The 17,683-nt window shown below is 69.8% G+C and carries 14 protein-coding genes; 4 read left to right on the plus strand and 10 right to left on the minus strand.

The annotated features are described in order from the left end of the window. Nucleotides 1–26: 26 nt before the first annotated feature. Together icd and D7Y15_RS03265 are read right to left on the minus strand one after the other, a co-directional pair. Entirely contained in the window at nt 27–1,322 is a 1,296-nt protein-coding gene (gene icd / locus D7Y15_RS03260) for an NADP-dependent isocitrate dehydrogenase (RefSeq protein ID WP_121751670.1), read from the minus strand. A 181-nt stretch (nt 1,323–1,503) separates the two neighbouring features. Continuing rightward, nucleotides 1,504–2,055: an ATP-binding protein gene (locus D7Y15_RS03265; protein WP_120576705.1), complete on the minus strand. Its 552-nt coding sequence runs from the start codon at nt 2,053–2,055 to the stop codon at nt 1,504–1,506. Nucleotides 2,056–2,457: 402 nt separating this feature from the next. On the opposite strand from D7Y15_RS03265, the gene D7Y15_RS03270 reads away from it, so the two are divergent. Continuing rightward, the gene (locus D7Y15_RS03270) at nt 2,458–4,605 is read left to right on the plus strand and encodes a hypothetical protein (RefSeq protein WP_169820686.1); all 2,148 of its coding nucleotides are present in this window, start codon (nt 2,458–2,460) and stop codon (nt 4,603–4,605) included. Between the two features lie 11 nt (nt 4,606–4,616). Next, nucleotides 4,617–5,360, plus strand: coding sequence for a hypothetical protein (locus D7Y15_RS03275; protein ID WP_120576703.1), 744 nt, complete (start codon nt 4,617–4,619; stop codon nt 5,358–5,360). Nucleotides 5,361–5,366: 6 nt separating this feature from the next. Here D7Y15_RS03275 and D7Y15_RS03280 read toward each other — a convergent pair whose 3' ends face one another. Further along, nucleotides 5,367–7,007: a bifunctional 3-(3-hydroxy-phenyl)propionate/3-hydroxycinnamic acid hydroxylase gene (locus D7Y15_RS03280; protein WP_121751671.1), complete on the minus strand. Its 1,641-nt coding sequence runs from the start codon at nt 7,005–7,007 to the stop codon at nt 5,367–5,369. Nucleotides 7,008–7,463: 456 nt separating this feature from the next. Here D7Y15_RS03280 and D7Y15_RS03285 point away from each other — a divergent pair, with 456 nt between their 5' ends. Together D7Y15_RS03285 and D7Y15_RS03290 are read left to right on the plus strand one after the other, a co-directional pair. After that, complete coding sequence (locus D7Y15_RS03285; RefSeq protein ID WP_126932977.1) at nt 7,464–8,258, plus strand: class I SAM-dependent methyltransferase; 795 nt, start codon at nt 7,464–7,466, stop codon at nt 8,256–8,258. A 107-nt stretch (nt 8,259–8,365) separates the two neighbouring features. Continuing rightward, the gene (locus D7Y15_RS03290; RefSeq protein ID WP_120576700.1) at nt 8,366–8,566 is read left to right on the plus strand and encodes a hypothetical protein; all 201 of its coding nucleotides are present in this window, start codon (nt 8,366–8,368) and stop codon (nt 8,564–8,566) included. Nucleotides 8,567–8,635: 69 nt separating this feature from the next. Here the strand turns inward: D7Y15_RS03290 and D7Y15_RS03295 are convergent, their stop codons facing one another. The 7 genes from D7Y15_RS03295 to D7Y15_RS03325 all read right to left on the minus strand — a co-directional run bounded on the left by D7Y15_RS03295 (nt 8,636) and on the right by D7Y15_RS03325 (nt 17,581). Beyond that, nucleotides 8,636–9,961: a cytochrome P450 gene (locus D7Y15_RS03295; RefSeq protein WP_121751672.1), complete on the minus strand. Its 1,326-nt coding sequence runs from the start codon at nt 9,959–9,961 to the stop codon at nt 8,636–8,638. 105 nt (nt 9,962–10,066) lie between these two features. After that, nucleotides 10,067–11,530 (minus strand): o-succinylbenzoate--CoA ligase, encoded by a 1,464-nt coding sequence (gene menE / locus D7Y15_RS03300; protein WP_121751673.1) that lies wholly within the window; start codon nt 11,528–11,530, stop codon nt 10,067–10,069. A 63-nt stretch (nt 11,531–11,593) separates the two neighbouring features. Next, nucleotides 11,594–12,748 (minus strand): o-succinylbenzoate synthase, encoded by a 1,155-nt coding sequence (gene menC / locus D7Y15_RS03305; RefSeq protein ID WP_121751674.1) that lies wholly within the window; start codon nt 12,746–12,748, stop codon nt 11,594–11,596. Nucleotides 12,749–12,757: 9 nt separating this feature from the next. Beyond that, a complete protein-coding gene (locus D7Y15_RS03310; protein ID WP_120576696.1) occupies nt 12,758–13,678 on the minus strand; it encodes a 1,4-dihydroxy-2-naphthoate polyprenyltransferase in 921 nt (306 codons plus the stop codon). Then, complete coding sequence (gene menH, locus D7Y15_RS03315; RefSeq protein ID WP_120576695.1) at nt 13,675–14,526, minus strand: 2-succinyl-6-hydroxy-2,4-cyclohexadiene-1-carboxylate synthase; 852 nt, start codon at nt 14,524–14,526, stop codon at nt 13,675–13,677. Before menH ends, D7Y15_RS03310 begins: the two co-directional genes overlap by 4 nt. After that, nucleotides 14,517–16,289, minus strand: coding sequence for a 2-succinyl-5-enolpyruvyl-6-hydroxy-3-cyclohexene-1-carboxylic-acid synthase (gene menD / locus D7Y15_RS03320; protein WP_233596968.1), 1,773 nt, complete (start codon nt 16,287–16,289; stop codon nt 14,517–14,519). Before menD ends, menH begins: the two co-directional genes overlap by 10 nt. After that, nucleotides 16,286–17,581, minus strand: coding sequence for an isochorismate synthase MenF (locus D7Y15_RS03325; protein WP_121751675.1), 1,296 nt, complete (start codon nt 17,579–17,581; stop codon nt 16,286–16,288). The genes menD and D7Y15_RS03325 overlap by 4 nt, the downstream gene beginning before the upstream one ends. Nucleotides 17,582–17,683: the final 102 nt, after the last annotated feature.

A 17,683-nucleotide genomic window follows, 5' to 3' on the forward strand; every position in this document is an offset into this window, starting at 1 on the left:
TCGCCCTCCTGCTTTGGGGGTGGGGACTACATGTGCTTGATGATGGCCTGACCGAACTCCGAGCACTTCACCTCGGACACGGTCTCCTTCGTCTCCAGCTTCATCAGGCGCGCGAAGTCGTACGTCACGGTGCGCGCCGCGATGGCCTTGTCCATGCCCTTGATGATCAGGTCCGCGGCCTCGTTCCAGCCCATGTGGCGGAGCATCATCTCGCCAGAGAGGATGACGGAGCCCGGGTTCACCTTGTCCAGGTCCGCGTACTTCGGCGCGGTGCCGTGGGTGGCCTCGAAGACGGCGTGGCCGGAGACGTAGTTGATGTTGCCGCCCGGCGCGATGCCGATGCCGCCCACCTGCGCCGCGAGCGCGTCCGACAGGTAGTCGCCGTTGAGGTTCAGCGTGGCGATGACGTCGAACTCGTCCGGACGGGTCAGCACCTGCTGCAGGGTGATGTCCGCGATGGAGTCCTTGATGATGATCTTCCCGGCGGACACCGCGGCCTTCTGCTCGGCGTTGGCGGCCTCCTCGCCCTTGGCGGCCTTGGTCGCCTCCCACTGGTCCCAGGTGTAGACCTTGTCACCGAACTCACGCGCCGCGAGGTCGTAGCCCCACTTGCGGAACGCGCCCTCGGTGAACTTCATGATGTTGCCCTTGTGGACCAGCGTGACGCTCTTGCGATTGAGGTCCACCGCGTACTGGATGGCCGCGCGCACCAGGCGCTCCGTGCCTTCCTGCGACACGGGCTTGATGCCGATGCCCACGTTCGCCGGGAAGCGGATCTTGCCCGCCTCCTTGGGGAACTCCTGCTTCAGCCAGCCCAGGAACTTCTCCGCCTGCGCGGTGCCGGCCTCGAACTCGATGCCCGCGTAGATGTCTTCCGTGTTCTCACGGAAGATGACCATGTCCACCTTGTCCGGCTGCTTCACCGGGCTGGGCACGCCCTTGAAGTAGCGCACGGGGCGCAGGCAGACGTACAGGTCCAGCATCTGGCGCAGCGCCACGTTCAGGGAGCGGATGCCACCGCCCACCGGCGTCGTCAGCGGGCCCTTGATGCCCACCAGGTACTCGCGGAACGCGGCGACCGTCTCGTCCGGCAGCCAGTTGTTCACCTGCTTGAAGGACTTCTCGCCGGCCAGCACTTCGTACCAGGAGATCTTCTTCTTGCCGCCGTACGCCTTCTCCACCGCCGCGTCGAACACGGCCTGCGAGGCCTTCCAGATGTCGCGGCCAGTGCCGTCGCCCTCGATGAAGGGGATGATCGGGTTGTTCGGAACGGTCAGCTTGCCGTTCTGCAGGGTGATCTTCTCGCCAGAGGGAGGCGCCATGAACGCAAACTCCTGATTGAGACCGGGGTATTGAGAGGCGGCGGATAGTCGGGAACCCGCCCCCGGTCGTCAAGGAGTTTGGCCGCACGTCCCCCTGGGTTGGATGCACCCGGGGCGTGCCGCGCTTATCGCAGCCAATGGTCCGGAAAGCAGGATCGTTATTCCGGAATTCGGGCGCGCCCTAGAAGCTCGCGAGCCCAGGAGCCGGCAGGACGACGCTCACGGCCGTCCCCTCTTCCAGGCGCTCCACCGCGAACTCCCCGCCCATGGCATCCACCAGCTCCCGCGCGCGGGCGAGCCGCCGCTGGGTGCTGCCCACGCGCAGGGGCGACAGCACCACCGAGCGCGTCTCCCGCTCAGAGAGGCTCACGCCCGGCATCACCACCTGGAAGCGAGGCCCCACGTCTCCGAAGTCGTCCGGCGGATCCACCACCACCCGCACGGAGGGCGCCGCCTGCGGGGCCACGTCCGCCGCGTGGGCGACGAGCAACAGGAGCACCTGCTCCAGGCGGCGCCGGCTGACCCGGGCGATCACCGGATCCTCGGGGAGCTCCAGCGCCACCTCCATGCCGCGCAACCGCCGCGTCGCGCCGAGCAGCCCCAGCGCGTCACGCACGCACACCGCCACGTCCACCTGGAAGACGTCTGGAAGGTCCACGGACTCGAGCCCCTGGCCACCGAAGGAGGCTCCCGCGCCCCCCGGCGATCCCTTCACATCCAGCGCTGCGCTCATTCGCGGCTCCCATCCCCGGCCAGTCCCAGAAGTACCGACCATAACGGCCCCCCCTGACAGGGTCCATTGCCCGTCAGCCCCGGACCGCCACCGCTTATTCACGTGAAGGAGGGTTACAGCCCTGCGCCATCTTGCTGATATGGATGCGCACGCTGGGTCCTGATTGCTCCTCGGAAAACCCGTATATGGTCGGTCAACTGCGACCCAGGGTGAGTCAGGGGCGGGGACGAAAAAACAGCCCAGGCATATAAATTCGATTTGACTGTTACGGCCGAGACCTTCAATATGTCTTCCCAGAATCCAGAGCCGTCAGCGTCTCCAGTGAATCAGGGAGGAAGTGTTGTGCTCGCAACATCGCCGACCACGAACGGTAGCGCTGCCCGCAAGAGGGGAGTCCTGACGATGGATGGAGGGATCCCAGCGTCCTCGAAGTTCCGGCATGCGATCGAATTCGGCAGTGGCGACGCGCTGCGCAACGTGATTCCCCTGCCCCCCGCTGAAGCCGCCCTGGATGACTCGGGCTACTCGCTGCACGGCAGCGGCCCCACGGCCATCACCTGCGCGGTGGGCCGGCCGGACGCGGTGCTGGGTGAGGTGACGCGGCTGTCTCCGACGGTGGTGTGGGTGGCCCCGCGGCAGCCGCTGGCGGAAGCGACCGAGTCGCGCACCTTCCCGGTGTACCTGGCGTGTAACGGCGCCACGATTGGTCCGCTCAACGGCGCCTTCATCCGGACGGACATGGACGCCCCGAACGCGCCGGTGGGGCTGCAGCTGGTGGGCGTGACGCTGGAGCAGGGGCGTCAGATCCTGGGCTTCCTGTCGGACGCGCTTCGCCAGGGCGTGGCGGTGCCGGCGGCCTCCGCGCTGCCCGTGCAGGACATCATCACGGACGGGGAGCGGATCCGCTCCATCTTCACCGCCATCTGCGCGTCCGGGAACAAGGGCGTGCTGCGCCGCCAGGGCCGGGTGGTGCGCATGGTGCTGGAGCGCTTCCACTCTTCTTCCGGTCAGCTGGAGTGGCGTACGGAGGAGTCCACCCCGGACTTCGGCGAGCCGGCGTACGACATCGACGTCATCGGCTACAACTCCGCGTACCGCCTGCGCGTGGAGACGGGCCGCACCGAGGGTGACCGCCTCTTCACCCCCCTGCCCGAGCAGCTGTTCCGCATCCGCCACCGCTGGCACCGCCGCGTCGCCGCCCCCGAGGGCGTGCACGCCCGGTTCCACCACCCGCTCTGGCGGGAGCAGGGGCTGATGCGCCGCGAGGTGCTGGACCTGTCCTTCTCCGGCCTGTGCATGCGCTGCCAGCCGCAGGACCTGCTCTTCCCGGGCCTGCTGCCGCCCCTCATCGAGCTGGAGCTGGGCGACGGCCAGCGGGTGAGCGTGCGCGGGGAGATCCGCTACGTCAGCGGCATGCGCGCGGACGGCACCGTGCTGTGCGGCCTGAGCGTGCTGCCCTACTCTTCCGACGAGGCGCGCTGGGTGCGCTTCGTGTCCCAGACGATGTCTCCGGCCACGCGCACCAGCGAGGGCCTGGTGGATGAGCTGTGGGACCTGTTCAACCGCTCTGGCTTCTTCAGCCTGGGTGGCAGCACCCCCGCGGAGTTCGAGGAGCTGAAGCAGAACTTCGCGTCGCTGGCGAAGCGCGCCGCGGAAGTGCCGCAGCTGTTCTGTAACGCGGTGTGGCCGTCCGAGCGCGGCATTGAAGCGACGCTGTCCTTCACCAAGCCGTACCGCAACGCGTGGCTGGGCCACCAGGTGGCGAAGCGGCCCGGCAAGCCGCCGGAGGGGCTGAAGGAGGCGGGCGCCATCATGCGCGACCTCTACCTGCGCACCTTCGAGCACCCGCAGAGCGACCCGGACTTCCACTGGGTGGTGGCCTACGTGGAGGCCCTCAACCCGTGGATCAACAAGGCGCACGTGAAGTACGCGCAGCGCCAGATGGAGGCCGGTTCGCCCCTGGCCTTCACCCGGAAGATCCAGAAGATGAAGGCCTTCAGCAACGAGCTGACCGGCCGCGTGCACCCGTACACGGTGGGCCCCGCCACCGCGAGCGAGCTGAGCCTGCTGGCGGCGACCATCGCGCAGCAGTTCCCCGAGTGCTACGTGCAGTCGTTGGACCTCACCCGCGACCGGCTGGACATGGGTCCCGTCACGGCGAAGTGGAAGAGCTTCGGCATGGAGCGCGAGCGCACCGTCCTGGTCGCCCGCCGCGACGGCGTCCCCCACGCCGCCGCCGTGGTGGAGCTGGGCCAGCTGGGCGCGAACCTCTTCCGCCTGCTGGACAACACCCGCCTGTTCTCCCTGCTGGGGGATGGAACGCGCGCGTACTCGGCGCTCCTGGACGCGGCGCGCCGCTGGTACGCCGCGCGCAACCGCCCCTCCTTCCTCTATCTGCGCGAGGACGAGGGCGGCGACTACGTGCAGGAGTGCGGCCTGCACGACGGGCCGGATCCCTACCTGTGGATCATCTCCGCCAAGCTCGTTCCGGACTTCCTGGAGCACATCAGCGAACTCACCATCGGGCGCCGTGGTGCCCACTCCCGTTGAGGATTCCCCCCATGACCAAGCCCCTCGTCGAAGAGCAGTACCTCCCCCACGTCACCGACGTCCGTCACATGCTGGCGACCGGTCCCCACGTGACGACGCTGCTGGACCCCAACGTGGAGCCCGCCCTGCTGGAGGCCTTCCTCATCCAGCTGTGTGCCCTGGGCGTCTACATGACGGAGCCCGTGGACGGGTGGATCCGCCGCGCCGGTGAGGCGTGTGTGAAGGCGGGGATGGTGGACGTGGGCGAGAAGCTCATCACCCACGCCAAGCACGAGGCCGGTCACCACCTGATGATGGTGGAGGACACGAAGAACCTGGTGGCCAGCTGGAACGCGCGCCGCTTTCCCAAGCTGGACGCGGAGGCCCTGATGGCGCAGGCCCCCACCCCGGCCATGCAGGAGTACCGGCAGATCCACGAGGAGACCATCGCGGGCCCCATGCCGGGCGGCCAGGTCGCCATCGAGTACGAGATCGAAAACCTGTCGGTGGTGTTCGCGCCCCGCCTCATCGAACAGTGCAAGGCCGTGCTGGGCCCGGACGTGATGAACTCGCTGTCGTTCATCAAGGAGCACGTGGAGCTGGACGTGGGTCACACGGCGCTCAACGAGGTCATGCTCAACAAGCTGCTGGGCCAGAAGCCCGAGCACGCGGCGACCATCGCGAAGACGGGCGCCCGTGCCCTGGACATCTACCTGCGCTTCTACGGCGACTGCATGGCGAAGGCCCGGCAGATCCTCCAGGCCGCCACCGCCTGAGAAGCCTCAGGCCCCGAGCTGCGCCGCCCGCCGGGAACCCCGGTTGCCCCAGCGGGTGAGCGCGCGGACGGCCTGCTTCAGCGAAGCATGGACCTGCGCGACACCCGCGCTGTTCGTGGCCGCGTAGACGTAGCGGTCCGGGCGCAGGACGACCAGGTCCGAGCCGTGCTGGGCGAACCACTCGCCCAGCTTGCCCTCCAGGTCCACCACCTCGCCGGAGCGGCCCGCGCCGGAGCGCGCCGCCGGCGCCACGGACAGCCACACGCCGCCGATGTCCTCCGCCAGCGCCTTGGCCGCCTGCTGGACGTCCGCGGGCGCACCCGGCCGCGTCAGCACCGCGAAGCGCTGGCCGATGACGTCATCCAACGGGCGCTCCCCTTCCTCGCCGTGCTCCACGCGCGGCTGCGGGAAGTAGGCACCTTCCGCCGCCTGCTTGGACTTGCCGCGCTTGCCGCCGAAGACGAAACCCTCCGCGTGGAAGAGGTTCGGCTTCATCTTGTACTCGCGGATGAACGGGCCGGTGACGGGCATGTGGTACAGCAGCTTGATGAAGGCGTTGCGCGCGCGGGCCATGAACGGGCCGCCCGACGCCAGCATCGAGCCCAGCGCGTCCGACATCCGCATCATCTCCGCGGCGTGCGGCCGGCGCTCCACCTCGTAGGTGTCCAGGAGCGACGCGTCCGCGGCGCCGCCCAGCACGTGCGCCAGCTTCCAGGTGAGGTTCGCCGCGTCGCGCAGGCCGGAGCACAAGCCCTGCCCCAGGAACGGCGGCATGAGGTGCGCAGCGTCCCCGAGCAGGAACACCCGGCCCACGCGCCACTTCTCCGCCATGCGGCTGTGGTAGGCGTAGAGGTTGACGCTCTTCACCTTCACGGTGTCCGGGTCGATGAAGGGCGCGATGATGCCGCGCACGTACTCGGGCGTCTTCACGTACTCCAGGTCCTGCCCCGGCTTCACCAGCGTGTCGAAGCGGATCTCGTCGTGCGCGGTGCGCGTCACGATGCCCACGCGCTCCGGGCCGCAGGGGTAGTAGGTGAAGTCCGGCGCGGACGACTGCGTCTCCACGGAGACGGCCAGCGCGTGCTCCAGCGCCGTGGTGCCCTCCAGCTTCAGGCCCAGCCGGCGGCGGATGCCGCTCTTGGCGCCGTCGCACGCGAGCAGGTAGCGCGCGCGCACCGTCATGGTGCGGCCATTGACGTTGTCCTTCACGCGCACGGACACGCCTTCGTCGTCCTGCATGAAGGATTCGACTTCATGGCCGCGCCACATGCTGACGTGCGCGAAGCGCTCCATGCCCCGGTGCAGCGAGGCCTCCAGGCGGGGCTGGTTGAAGAGCGAGCCGATGGGGTGGCCGTTGGGGCGCTCCACCTTGGTGAAGTCCACCTCGGCGAGCATCCGCATCTCGTCGTCCACGTAGGTCATCTTCAGGCAAGGGTGGAAACCCGGCCCCAGTTCCCCCGTGAGACCGGCGGCCTGGAAGATGCGCTGCGCTTCGTCGTCCGCGTTGATGGCGCGGGACTGGGTGTGCGCGGTGGTCTCCTTCTCGATGACCACGGTGCGCAAGCCGTACTGGCCGAGCAGGTTCGCCGCCATGGCCCCCACCGGGCCGCTTCCGACGACGATCACATCAACAGATTCCGGAGCCATTACTCCCTCCCGTTGTGTGCGAGCTGATCCGTTTTGAACCGAGCGACCGGACGACCGAAGCCCCCCTCGGTCGCCAGTGTCGTAAGTAATAATACCTATAAACTCCGGCAACCCCACTCTAGATACGCTGATTCGACGCGATCCTGGCTGCCTGCCCCCCCGAGTCAGAAACACCCGGTCTGCGTCATTCCGACCGCCTGATAATCAAACGCACCCCTCCAGAAACCTTGCAGGGCTGATCAGCACGCACAGTCCGCTGTCTGCCTTTCGCGCAGTGATTTCCTGAAAGGCTTCAAAGTTTCATGGAGGCGGCAGGGATTCTGGGTCTTGTCCGTGTTTCACGGCCCCCTGATGTGTGCGGATGCCCCTGGAAGGCGCCCCTTGTACGTCGCTCGGGACTGCGGGACAGTGCGGGAGTTGTCCCCCCCACTGAGCCCCTTGGAGCGCCCAGCGATTATGCCCAGACTGCAACTTTTTGAATTAGAGGATCAGCCCTGGTTCCCGAAGGTGCTGCGCCGGGGGGTGACGGACTTCCTCGCGTACGTGTGGAGCCTGTCGGATGACCGCTATTCGGAGTTCGTGAAGCGGCTCAAGGGCGCGATGGCGGAGATGGGCGAGACGCAGCTGTTGGACATGGCGTCCGGCAGCGCGGGGCCGGTGCCGAAGCTGCTGGAGATGCTGGAGTCGCAGGAGGGCTACCAGGCGACGGCGCTCCTGACGGACCTGTACCCGGAGATCTCCGCGTTCGAGAAGGCGAAGGCGGCGAACCCGGGCCGCATCGACTACGTGACGACGCCGGTGGACGCGACCGCGGTGCCCGCGACGTACAAGGGCTTCCGCATCATGTGCAATTCGTTCCACCACCTGCCGCCGGACATGGCGCGCAAGGTGCTGGCGGACGCCGTGGCCCAGCGCCGGGGCATCGCCATCATGGAGCTGGTGGAGCGGCGCGGGCCGGCCATCGCGATGACGGCGGCGGCGCTGATCAACGTGCCGCTGACGACGCCGTTCATCCGGCCCATTCGCGCGGACAGGCTCGCCCTCACCTACCTCATGCCGCTCATCCCCATCGCGGCGGCGTTCGACGGCGTGGTGTCCTGTCTGCGCACGTACTCCGTGGAGGAGATGCGCGAGCTCACCCACGGCCTGAGCGACGACTACATCTGGGAAATCGACCGGCTCACCAACCCGGGGAACCCCTTCGGCTTGATGATGCTCATTGGCCGACCCGCCACCCCCTCGAAGGCTTGAGTGGCCTGTTAGCAGGAGGTCACTGACGCCCCGGGCCGACGCGGGGCGTCGTGATTTCCAGGTTTGAAGGGGGTTCAATGGCCGCTCCTTCAACGAGGAGCAGGCTCATGGAATGGCTCGAATTCAAGCGTTGGTCACCCGAAGTCCAGCACGCGCTGGCACTGCAGGCGGCCCGGTTGGGCCAGACGGCGATGCACGCCGAGCCGCCGCGGCCGTCCGCGACGATGCTCGCCGCGCACCGCCTGTGCACGCTGCTGCGCCAGTACCCGCGCAGCAACCCCTGGGGTCACCCCGCGTCGGAGTGCTGAGACGCGGATGAAGCACCCGGCCCGTCCGTGGGGGCACCACGGGCGGGACGGGAGCCTCCAGGGTGGCGTTCAGGTCCCCGTGGGGGTCCAGTTCACGCGCAGGTGCTGGATGGTGCGGATGGTCAGCGACTGCGTGTGGCCGAAGTCCGGGTTCTCCTCCAGCTTCAGGTCCGGGAGCTGATCCAGCAGCAGGTTGGTGGCGATGAGCGCCTCCAGCCGCGCGAGCGGCGCCCCGATGCAGAAGTGGATGCCCCGGCCGAAGCCCAGGTGCGTCGGGTGGTGCCGGGAGATGTCGAAGTGCTCCCCGTCCGCGAGCAGCGCGGAGTCACGGCTTCCGGACGCGTAGAGCAGGAGTAGCCGCGAGCCCTTGGGCAGCGCGACGCCCGCGAGCTCCACATCCTCCAGGGTGGTGCGGATCATCCCGTGCGCCACGGAGTCGAAGCGCAGCGTCTCCTCGATGAGGTGCGGCACCAGCGAGCGGTCCTCGCGCAGCCGCTGCCAGAGGCCGGGCTGGAGCAGGGCCTGCTTCCAGCACTGGGCGAGCAGCGCGGTGGTGGTTTCGTGGCCTGCCGCCAGCATGCTTCCGGCGATGGCGATGATCAGCTCCGGCAGCGTGAGCGCTTCGCCGTCCGCGTCGGTGGTGACCAGGTAGCTGATCAGGTCGTCGCGGGGGTCGTCCGTGCGGTCGCGGATGAGGCGGGCCACGTAGTGCTGGTAGGTGACCCAGCTGCGCGCGAGCGGCGGCTGCTCTTCAGGCGGAACGCGGGTGAAGATCATCCGGAAGAAGTCGTCACACCAGCGCTTGATGTCCGCCATGTCCTCCTGGGGAACGCCCGCCATGCCCAGGATGACCCGCACGGGCAGCGGGTACGCGAACTCCGTCACCAGGTCCGCGTGCCCCTTGCTCGCGAAGGCCTGGATGAGCTCCTCGGAGACGGCGCGGATGGGGGCTTCCTGCGCGGCGATGCGCTGGGCGGAGAAGCCGCGGCCCAGCAGCTTGCGCAGCCGGGTGTGCGCGGGCGGATCCGAGTTGATCAGGCTGTCCGCCAGCGGATAGCCCTCGGCGAGCACCGCGAGCGTCGCCGGAGACAGCACCGAACCCATGTTGCCCAGGTCCGCCGACGAGTAGCGCGTCGGATCCTTGAGCACGTGGCAGATGTCCTCGTAACGGCTCACCAGCCACATCCCCAGCATGGGGTTGTAGCTGACGGGCGCGTCCCGTCTCAGCTCCGCGTAGAACGGATGTGGATCCTCGACGTGCGGTCCCGCGAACGGGTTGTACTGGGCGCCCAGATGGGGGCACTTCATCGCGCCAGCGGCCTTGCTGGCGTGCGCATCGATGTGGATCGATTCAGACTGCCCTTCCACCTTCACTGCTTCCACTGCGGTACTCACCTTGAGCTTCCTCTCAGGATCCCCCCACAGCGGAATATTATAACCCAACCTGACAGGTCTTCTCAGCGAGTCCTGCGAACCTCAGCCATCCGGAATTCAGGGCTGCTAGGACCCAGGCTGATACGGGGGATGAGACCGAGCCTGTTTTCTCAGGACGGAGCGCTCCACCTTGCTCATGGCGTTCCGGGGCAATGTTTCAACTGCAACAAAGCGTGCGGGCACCTTGAAGCGCGCCAGGGACTGGCGGCACCAGGCGTCCAGGTCCTCGGGGAGGGTGTGGCCGGGGCGCAAGACGACGAAGGCCACGGGGACCTCGCCCCAGTGCGGCGCCGGTACGCCGACGACGGCGGACTCCGCGATGGCCGGGTGGTTGGCGAGGACCGCTTCGATTTCGGCCGGATAGAGGTTCTCCCCTCCCCGTACGATGAGGTCCGTGCGGCGCGACAGGAGGGTGAGTCGCCCCTTCGCGTCCAGGACGCCCACGTCGCGGGTGCGCAGCCAGCCGTCATGGAAGGCGTCGCGCGTGGCATCGCGCTGGCGCCAATAGCGGGCCATGAGCGTGGGGCCTCGGACCTCCACGTCCCCTTCGTGCCCTTCACCGAGCGTCTCACCGTCAGTCCCGACGATGCGGACCTCCAGTCCTGGCAGGGGCGGACCCGCGGTGCTGCCATCCGCTTCGCCGGGGCGTTCGGTGGTGACCTGGGAGCAGGCCTCGGTGAGTCCGTAGGTCTGGAGGGCCAGGAGTCCCGCGGCGCGTGCCCTCGTGAGTAGGGCCGTGGGGACGGGGCCTCCCCCGATGAGCGCGCATTGGAAGGTCGCGGGCATCGTGCGGTCCTGTCTCGCGTCCAGCACCCGCTCCAACGTGGTGGCGACGAAGCTGGCGTGGGACGCGCCCTCCGTGTCGATGGCGCGGTTGACGGCGTCCGCGTCGAAGCGCTCGTGCAGGAGGAGGCAGCCGCCCTCGTACGCGGTGCGCGTGAGCATGGCCAGCCCGCCAACGTGGAACAGGGGCAGCGTGCCCAGCCAGCGCGGCGCGGGGTGCGCGCCCAGGTTCGCGGCGGAGGCGCGGCATGAGGCACGGAAGGCACCTTCCGTGAGCACGGCGCCCTTGGGCCTTCCCGTCGTTCCGCTGGTGAAGAGGATGACCCGGGACGTGTCCGCGTCCCAGGTGCGGGCGGGCACGGCGTGGGTCGTCACGCCGTCAGGGAAGGACTCCAGGAGCTCCGCTTCCGGGAGCCGGTCCCGCAGGGCTCCGAGCACCAGCGTGAGCCGGGGCTCGACGTCCTCCATCAGGGGCTGCAGCTCCGCTGGCGTGAGCCGGGCATTGAGCGGGGCGAAGATCGCGCCCAGACGCCCCAGCGCCCAGAAGAGGAAGGTCACCGACGGGTGGCTCGTGGACAGCAACGCCACGCGGTCCCCCTGGTCCAAGCCTCGCGCGGCCAGGGCTTCCGTCCAGCGCGTCACCTCTTCGTCCAGGGCGCGGAAGGTCCAGGTCTGTCCCGCGAAGCGCAGTGCTTCCGCATGGGGATGCAGCTGCGCGCCTTCGCGGATGGGGCAGTCGTAGGTCATGGCCTCGCTCCTCCGAAGAGTTGAATCCGGCGGGCCTTCGCGACGAAGGCCCGAGCGCATGGCTCAGTGTTCCCGGCTGAAGTCCGGGCCCAGTCCCAGACCGGGCATGTCGCGCAGCCGCACGAGTCCCCGCTGGGGTTGATACGGATGATCCCGTGGCTCGTCCGCGAAGAGCCGCCCCACGGCGAGGCCAGAGGCCAGGTCTCCCGAGGGCAGCGCGGAGGCCAGATGCGCGGCGCCGGCCCGGGCCACCACGCCGTCGATGGAGCTGGTGACGTACGCGTGCATGCCCAGGTGGGCCGCGCGCAGCGCCACCACCATGGAGGGCAGCAGCCCCCCGAGCACCATCGGTTTGATCACCACCGCGCCCACCGCCGGCCCACCGCCCAGGTCCATCGTGAGGAGCGTTCGCACCGCTGCGGGCGTGGCGAGCGTCTCGTCCGCGGCGATGATGCACGGGGCTCGGCGCTGCACCCGCCACAGCGCCTGCAGGTCCTCCGGCGGCGTGGGCTGCTCCACCAGCTCCAGGTCGTACCAACCCAGCCGATCCAGGGCGCGGTTGGCTTCGGGCTCCGTCCAGCCGCCGTTCGCGTCCAGGCGCAGGCGCACGCGGGCCCCCACCGCTTCGCGCACGGCCCGGACCCGCGCTTCGTCCGCGTCCAGCGAGCGGCCCGCGACCTTCACCTTCAGCGTCTGATAGCCCTCCTCCACCGCCTCTCGCGCTTCCTGGGCAAGGGCCCCCGGTTCCTCCGCGCTCAGCAGCGCGTTCACCAGGACCTCCTGCCGCGCCTCCTCCGCGAGCAGCCAGCACAGGGGGATGCCCTTGCGCTGGGCCACCAGATCCAGCAGCGCCAGTTCCAGGCCGTGCTGCGCGGCGGGGACGGGCTCCTCCGGGTCGATGCCGCGGATCCGCGCGCCTCGCTGGCGAACCTCCTCACTGGCGGTCGGGACGAGCGTGGCTTCGACCCCCTCGATGCTGTCCTCCAACGTCTGGCCCTTGAGGGAGCTCAGCCACCCGCGCAGCACCGTGTGCGTGGTGGCCAGGGACTCCGTGCCGAACTCGGGCAGAGGCATGGCTTCACCCTGCCCTACGCGACCTTCCTCGTCGCGCAGCCGCACGATGAACCCGTCGCGTGTGGCGTAGGTGCCCCTCGCCGTACTCAGGGGTTGGGCCAGAGTGAGGTGCAGCGGGGTGAGCGTCGCTTCGGTGATGCGCATGACGCTCCTTCAGCGCAGGTACAGGCCGACCGCGAACAGCAACCCGAACAGCATCTGCAGCTTCGCCGTCCCGCCCAGCGCGGGGTTGAGCGCCGCACCCTCCGCCTTCAGCATCAGCTTCAGCGGCGGCACCACCAGCGGCAGGCTCAGGAGTGGCAAGAAGACCCAGGCGCTCGCGTAGCCCTTGGCGAACAGCACGAACGGCGTGACGTAGGAGGCCACCAGCAGCAGCACGTACTCCGCGCGGCCGAAGCCCTGGCCGAAGCGCACCACCATCGTGCGCTTGTTGGCCTTCACGTCCGTGCTCGCGTCGCGCTGGTTGTTCACCACGATGAGGCACGTGCCGATGGCGCCCACCGGCAGCGACGCCCACCATGCCGCCGGGCTCACGAAGCCGGCCTGCACGTAGTACGTGCCCGTCACCGCCACGATGCCGAAGAAGATGAGCACGAACAGATCGCCCAGGCCGAGGTAGGCCAGTGGAAACGGGCCTCCCGTGTACGCGTAGCCGCACAGCAGCGAAGCCACCCCGATGAACACGATGGGCAAGCCGCCCACCGCCACCAGATACAGGCCCACCAGCGTCGCCAGCGCGAAGCACCCGAGGCCGCCCAGCAACACCGTGCCCGGCGCGATGAGCCCGCTCTGCGTCACGCGCTTGGGCCCCAGGCGCTCCTCGGTGTCCGCGCCCTTCTTGTAGTCATAGAAGTCGTTGATGAAGTTGGTGCCGATTTGGATCAGCACCGCGCCCACGAGCGCCGCGAGCGCCGGTAACAGGCGCCCCACGCCGTTGCCGTACGCGAGCGCCGTGGCCACCAGCACCGGCACCGCGCCCGCCGTCAGCGTCTTCGGACGCACGGCCATCAGCCACGTCTTCAGCGTGGGCCGGGGACGCGCCGCATCGGGAGGGGTGCTCACCAGGGTTGTCACGAGTGGGTCGCCTCTCGCGCCAGGATGGCGTGTTCGAACTGCGGCGCTTCGTACCAGGGCGTCTGGAGGAACGAGAGCACTTCGCGCACGTACTCCTCCGGCGCCTCCAGGTGCGGGGCGTGGGTGACCCCCGCGAAGGCGCGGCGCCACACCACCGGCAGCTCCGCCGCCATGCGCCTCGCCAGGGTCGTGAACTTCTCGTCCTGATCACCGGTGAGCAGCAGCGTGGGCAGCCGCTGGCGGTGCAGCGCCGGCCAGTAATCCGGCTGTACGCCCAGGCCCAGGGTCTCCAACGCTCCGGCCAGTCCCTGCGCCGTGCACGCCTTGCGACGCTCGCGCAGCGCGGCCTGCTCCGGCTCTGGCAGGCGGCGCAGCCCGTCGAAGAGGGGCAGCGCTTCCCACCGCTCCACGAAGGCGTCCACGCCCTTCGCGCGGATGAAGTCCACGAGCTTCGCGTCGGCCTCGCGCCGCTCGGAGCGCTCCTGACGGCGGTGCAGCCCGGGCGAGCCGCTCTCCATGATCAGCCGGCCGAAGCAGTCCGGCGCGCGCACCGCGGCGCCCAGCGCCACCCGCGCGCCCTGCGAATAGCCGAGCAGATCCACCTGGCCCCCCAGCTCGCGCGCCAGTTGGACCACGGCGTCCACCGTCTCCAGAAAGCCGTCGCGGCCTGCCTTCTCCGGCAGCGGCGTGCGTCCGTGCCCGGGCAGGTCCACCGCTACCACGCGCACGGAGCGGCCGAGCAGCGGACGCAAGTGCTCGAACGTAGCGCCGCTGCCGGTAAAGCCGTGCAGCGCCAGGAGCGTATGGGGGCCTTCACCCCAGCTGTCATAAGCGAGCGTCACGCCCATGGTCCTTCTCCCAGTGCGGCGGCCATCCGCGCGAAGAGGTGTCGGTGCGTATCCACGTTGGTGGCCCGGTCCACCAGGACCTCCACCAGGTGGAGGCCTCCCTCCAGCCCGGTGCGCACCGCCGCGCGCAGGGCCGTGGGCGTCGTGGGCCGCTCGAAGCGGGCTCCCGCGAGCGCCGCCGCGTGCGACAGGTCCACGCCGTGTGGCGTGCCGAAGAGGGCCTCGAACTCGTCCGGCTTCGCCACCTGCGCCAGCGGCAGGAAGGAGAAGATGCCGCCGCCGTCGTTGTTCACCACCACGACCGTCAGGGGCACGCGCGCCCGCGCCGCGGACACGAGCCCGCCCACGTCGTGCAGCAGCGCCAGGTCGCCGGAAAGGAGCACCGCCGGCCGCCCCGCCGCCGCGGCCATGCCCGCCGCGCTGGACACGATGCCGTCGATGCCATTGGCCCCGCGGTTCGCCAGCACGCGCAGCGGAACACCGCCACCGTGCGCGAACGCATCCACCGCGCGGATGGGCATGCTGCTGGACACGAAGAAGAGCGCGTTCGCCGGCAGCGCCGCCACCACCTCGCGCGCCAGCCGGGGCTCGGTCAGCACGTCGGGCTGTTCTCCGAGCGCCTGCTCCAGCGCGTTGCGAGCCACCCGCTCCGCGTTGACGAAGTCCTGCGCCCAACGGCCAGGGCCTCGCGACAGGCCTTCCGTAAGCGCGCGGCACGCGAGCACCGCGTTGCCTTCCAGCACCCGCGTGGCCCGGTGCGCCGGGTCGTACAGCGCGCCCTCGTCGCTGAAGACGGTGATGTCCGCGCCGGAGGTGTCCAACCATTGCTGCGGCGACTTGGGCGTCAGGCCTCCGCCGAAGCGCAGCACCAGCTCTGGCGTGTGGCTGCGCGCGAACGGCTCATGGCGCAGGAGCGCGTCGTAGAGCGACACGGTCAGCGGGCCGCCTCCGTAGCGCGCCTGCGACGTGGCCTCCGCGAGCACCGGGTAGCCCGTCGCCTGGCTCAGCGCGGTGATGGCCTCCGCGAAGCCGTCGTCCTCGTCGCGAGGGCCGCACACGATGACGCCACGCTCGGTGGCGGCGATGCGCGCGCGCACGTCCTCCAGCACCGCCGCATCCGGAGCCCGCGACGACTGCGCGATGCGGGTGAGGGGCGCGTCCGTCCGCCCTTCTTTCGCGAGCGCCGTCAGCTTCTCCGCGCCGAAGTCCTGCGCGATGGGCGCCAGCGGCTCACGGAACGGCACGTTGATCTGCACGGCGCCTCGGGGTGCGCGGCACGCGGTGCTCACCGCGCGGGCGGCTGTAGCTCGCAGGTGCGCGATGGCGGGGCTGCTCGCCTCGGGCATGCCCACGTCCGCGAACAGCCGCGCGAAGTCACCGTAGAAGCGCGCCTGGGGCACCGTCTGCGGCGCGCCCCAGCCCTGCAGCTCCAGCGGCCGGTCCGCCGTGAGGATGACCAGCGGCACCTGGGCCATGGCAGCCTCGATGACCGCCGGGAAGAAGTGCGCGCCCGCCGAGCCGCTCGTCGCGATCAGCACCACCGGCTGACGCGACTGCTTCGCCATGCCCAGCGCGAAGAAGCCCGCGCTCCGCTCGTCGATGACGGACCAGGCGCGCAGGCCCGGCGTGTGCGCGCATGCGAGCGCCAGCGCCGATGAGCGCGAGCCCGGACACACCACCGCGTGCCGCACGCCGCCCCGCACCAACTCCTCCAGGAGGGCCCGCGACCACAGCACGTTGAGGTTGGCGTCCAGGGACTTCACCGGCCCCCCAGCGCGCGCAACATCGCCAGACTCTTCATTTCCGTCTCCCGCCACTCGGACTCCGCGCTGGAGCCCGCGACGATGCCCGCGCCCACGAAGAGCCGGGCCTTCGCCCCGCGCACCAGCGCCGAGCGCAACGCCACCACCAGATGCGCACGCCCGGGGCCCACCCAGCCCACCGGTCCCGCGTACCAGCCCCGGTCCAGGGACTCGTGTTCCACCAGGAATGACAACGCGCGCTCGCGCGGCGTGCCGCCCACCGCGGGCGTGGGGTGCAGCGCCGTGACGACCGTCGCGGTGTCCACGCCGTCCGCCAGCTCCGCGCGGATGCCCGTGCGCAGGTGCACCACGTTCTTCAGCGCGAGCACCGACGGCTGCGCGTCCGCGGACACGCTCGCCGCCACCGGCGTCAGCGCCTGGAGGATGTAGCGCACCACCGCGTCATGCTCGCGCCGGTCCTTGTCGCTGGCATCCAGCGCATCCGCGCCGCCCGGCGCCGCGGACCCCGCGAGCGCTTCCGTCTCCAGCCTGCGCCCATCCACCCGGCACAGCGTCTCCGGCGTCGCGCCCAGAAAGCCCGTGCCGTCCGGTGCGCGGAAGAGGAACGTCGCGCATCTTGGGTTCTGCTCGCGCAGCCGTGCCAGCACGTCCACCACGTCGAAGGGCTCCGGCCCCTCCGCCTCCAGCGCCCGCGCCAGCACCACCTTGTGCAGCTGGCCCGCGCCAATGGCCTCCACCGCGCGGTCCACCAGCGCCTCGAAGTCCGGCCGCGACGAAGCCGTGCGCAGCGCGACCGGCGCGCCCAACGGATGGCGGTAGGACTGTGGGAAGGACGCTCGCACGCGCTCCAGCCGCGAGCGCACCACGTCCTCCGCGCCCGGCCCCTCTGGAGCGAAGACCGCGACCGCCAGCGCGCTGCCCTCGCGCCACACCAGCACCTCCGGCAGCGTCCAGCGGGCCAGCCCGTGCGAGCGCCACTCGCCCTCCACCGGCTGCGTGGGACTGAAACGCATCCCGCCAAACCAGGGGCCCGGCATTTGAGGGGACACCGCGTCCAGCCACCGCACGCTGTCGCACCCGAGCGCGCCCAGGACCGAGGGCAACTCACCGGGCGCATGCGCCTCGAGCACGCCCGCCTCGCCCCACCCCGCCACCGCCTCGCGCGCCACCGGCCGCTCCCAGTACACGGAGGGAACGCCGAGGCTGCCCGCCCCAGCCAATGGATCCACTCCAGGCAGGGGCATCATCCCGGCGACCCATCGCGGATCCTCAGCGGGACTGAGCGGCGTCATCAGCCATTCTCCTGCACCTCGGGGGAGGCGAGTGACATCACCTTCGATTGTCTTCTAAGCGATCTCGGCTATACATGCACCAAGGAGTTCAAAACCGCTTGA

It is taken from the genome of Corallococcus sp. AB030 (genome assembly GCF_003668965.1).
In the GTDB taxonomy this organism is placed as follows: Bacteria; Myxococcota; Myxococcia; order Myxococcales; family Myxococcaceae; genus Corallococcus; species Corallococcus exiguus.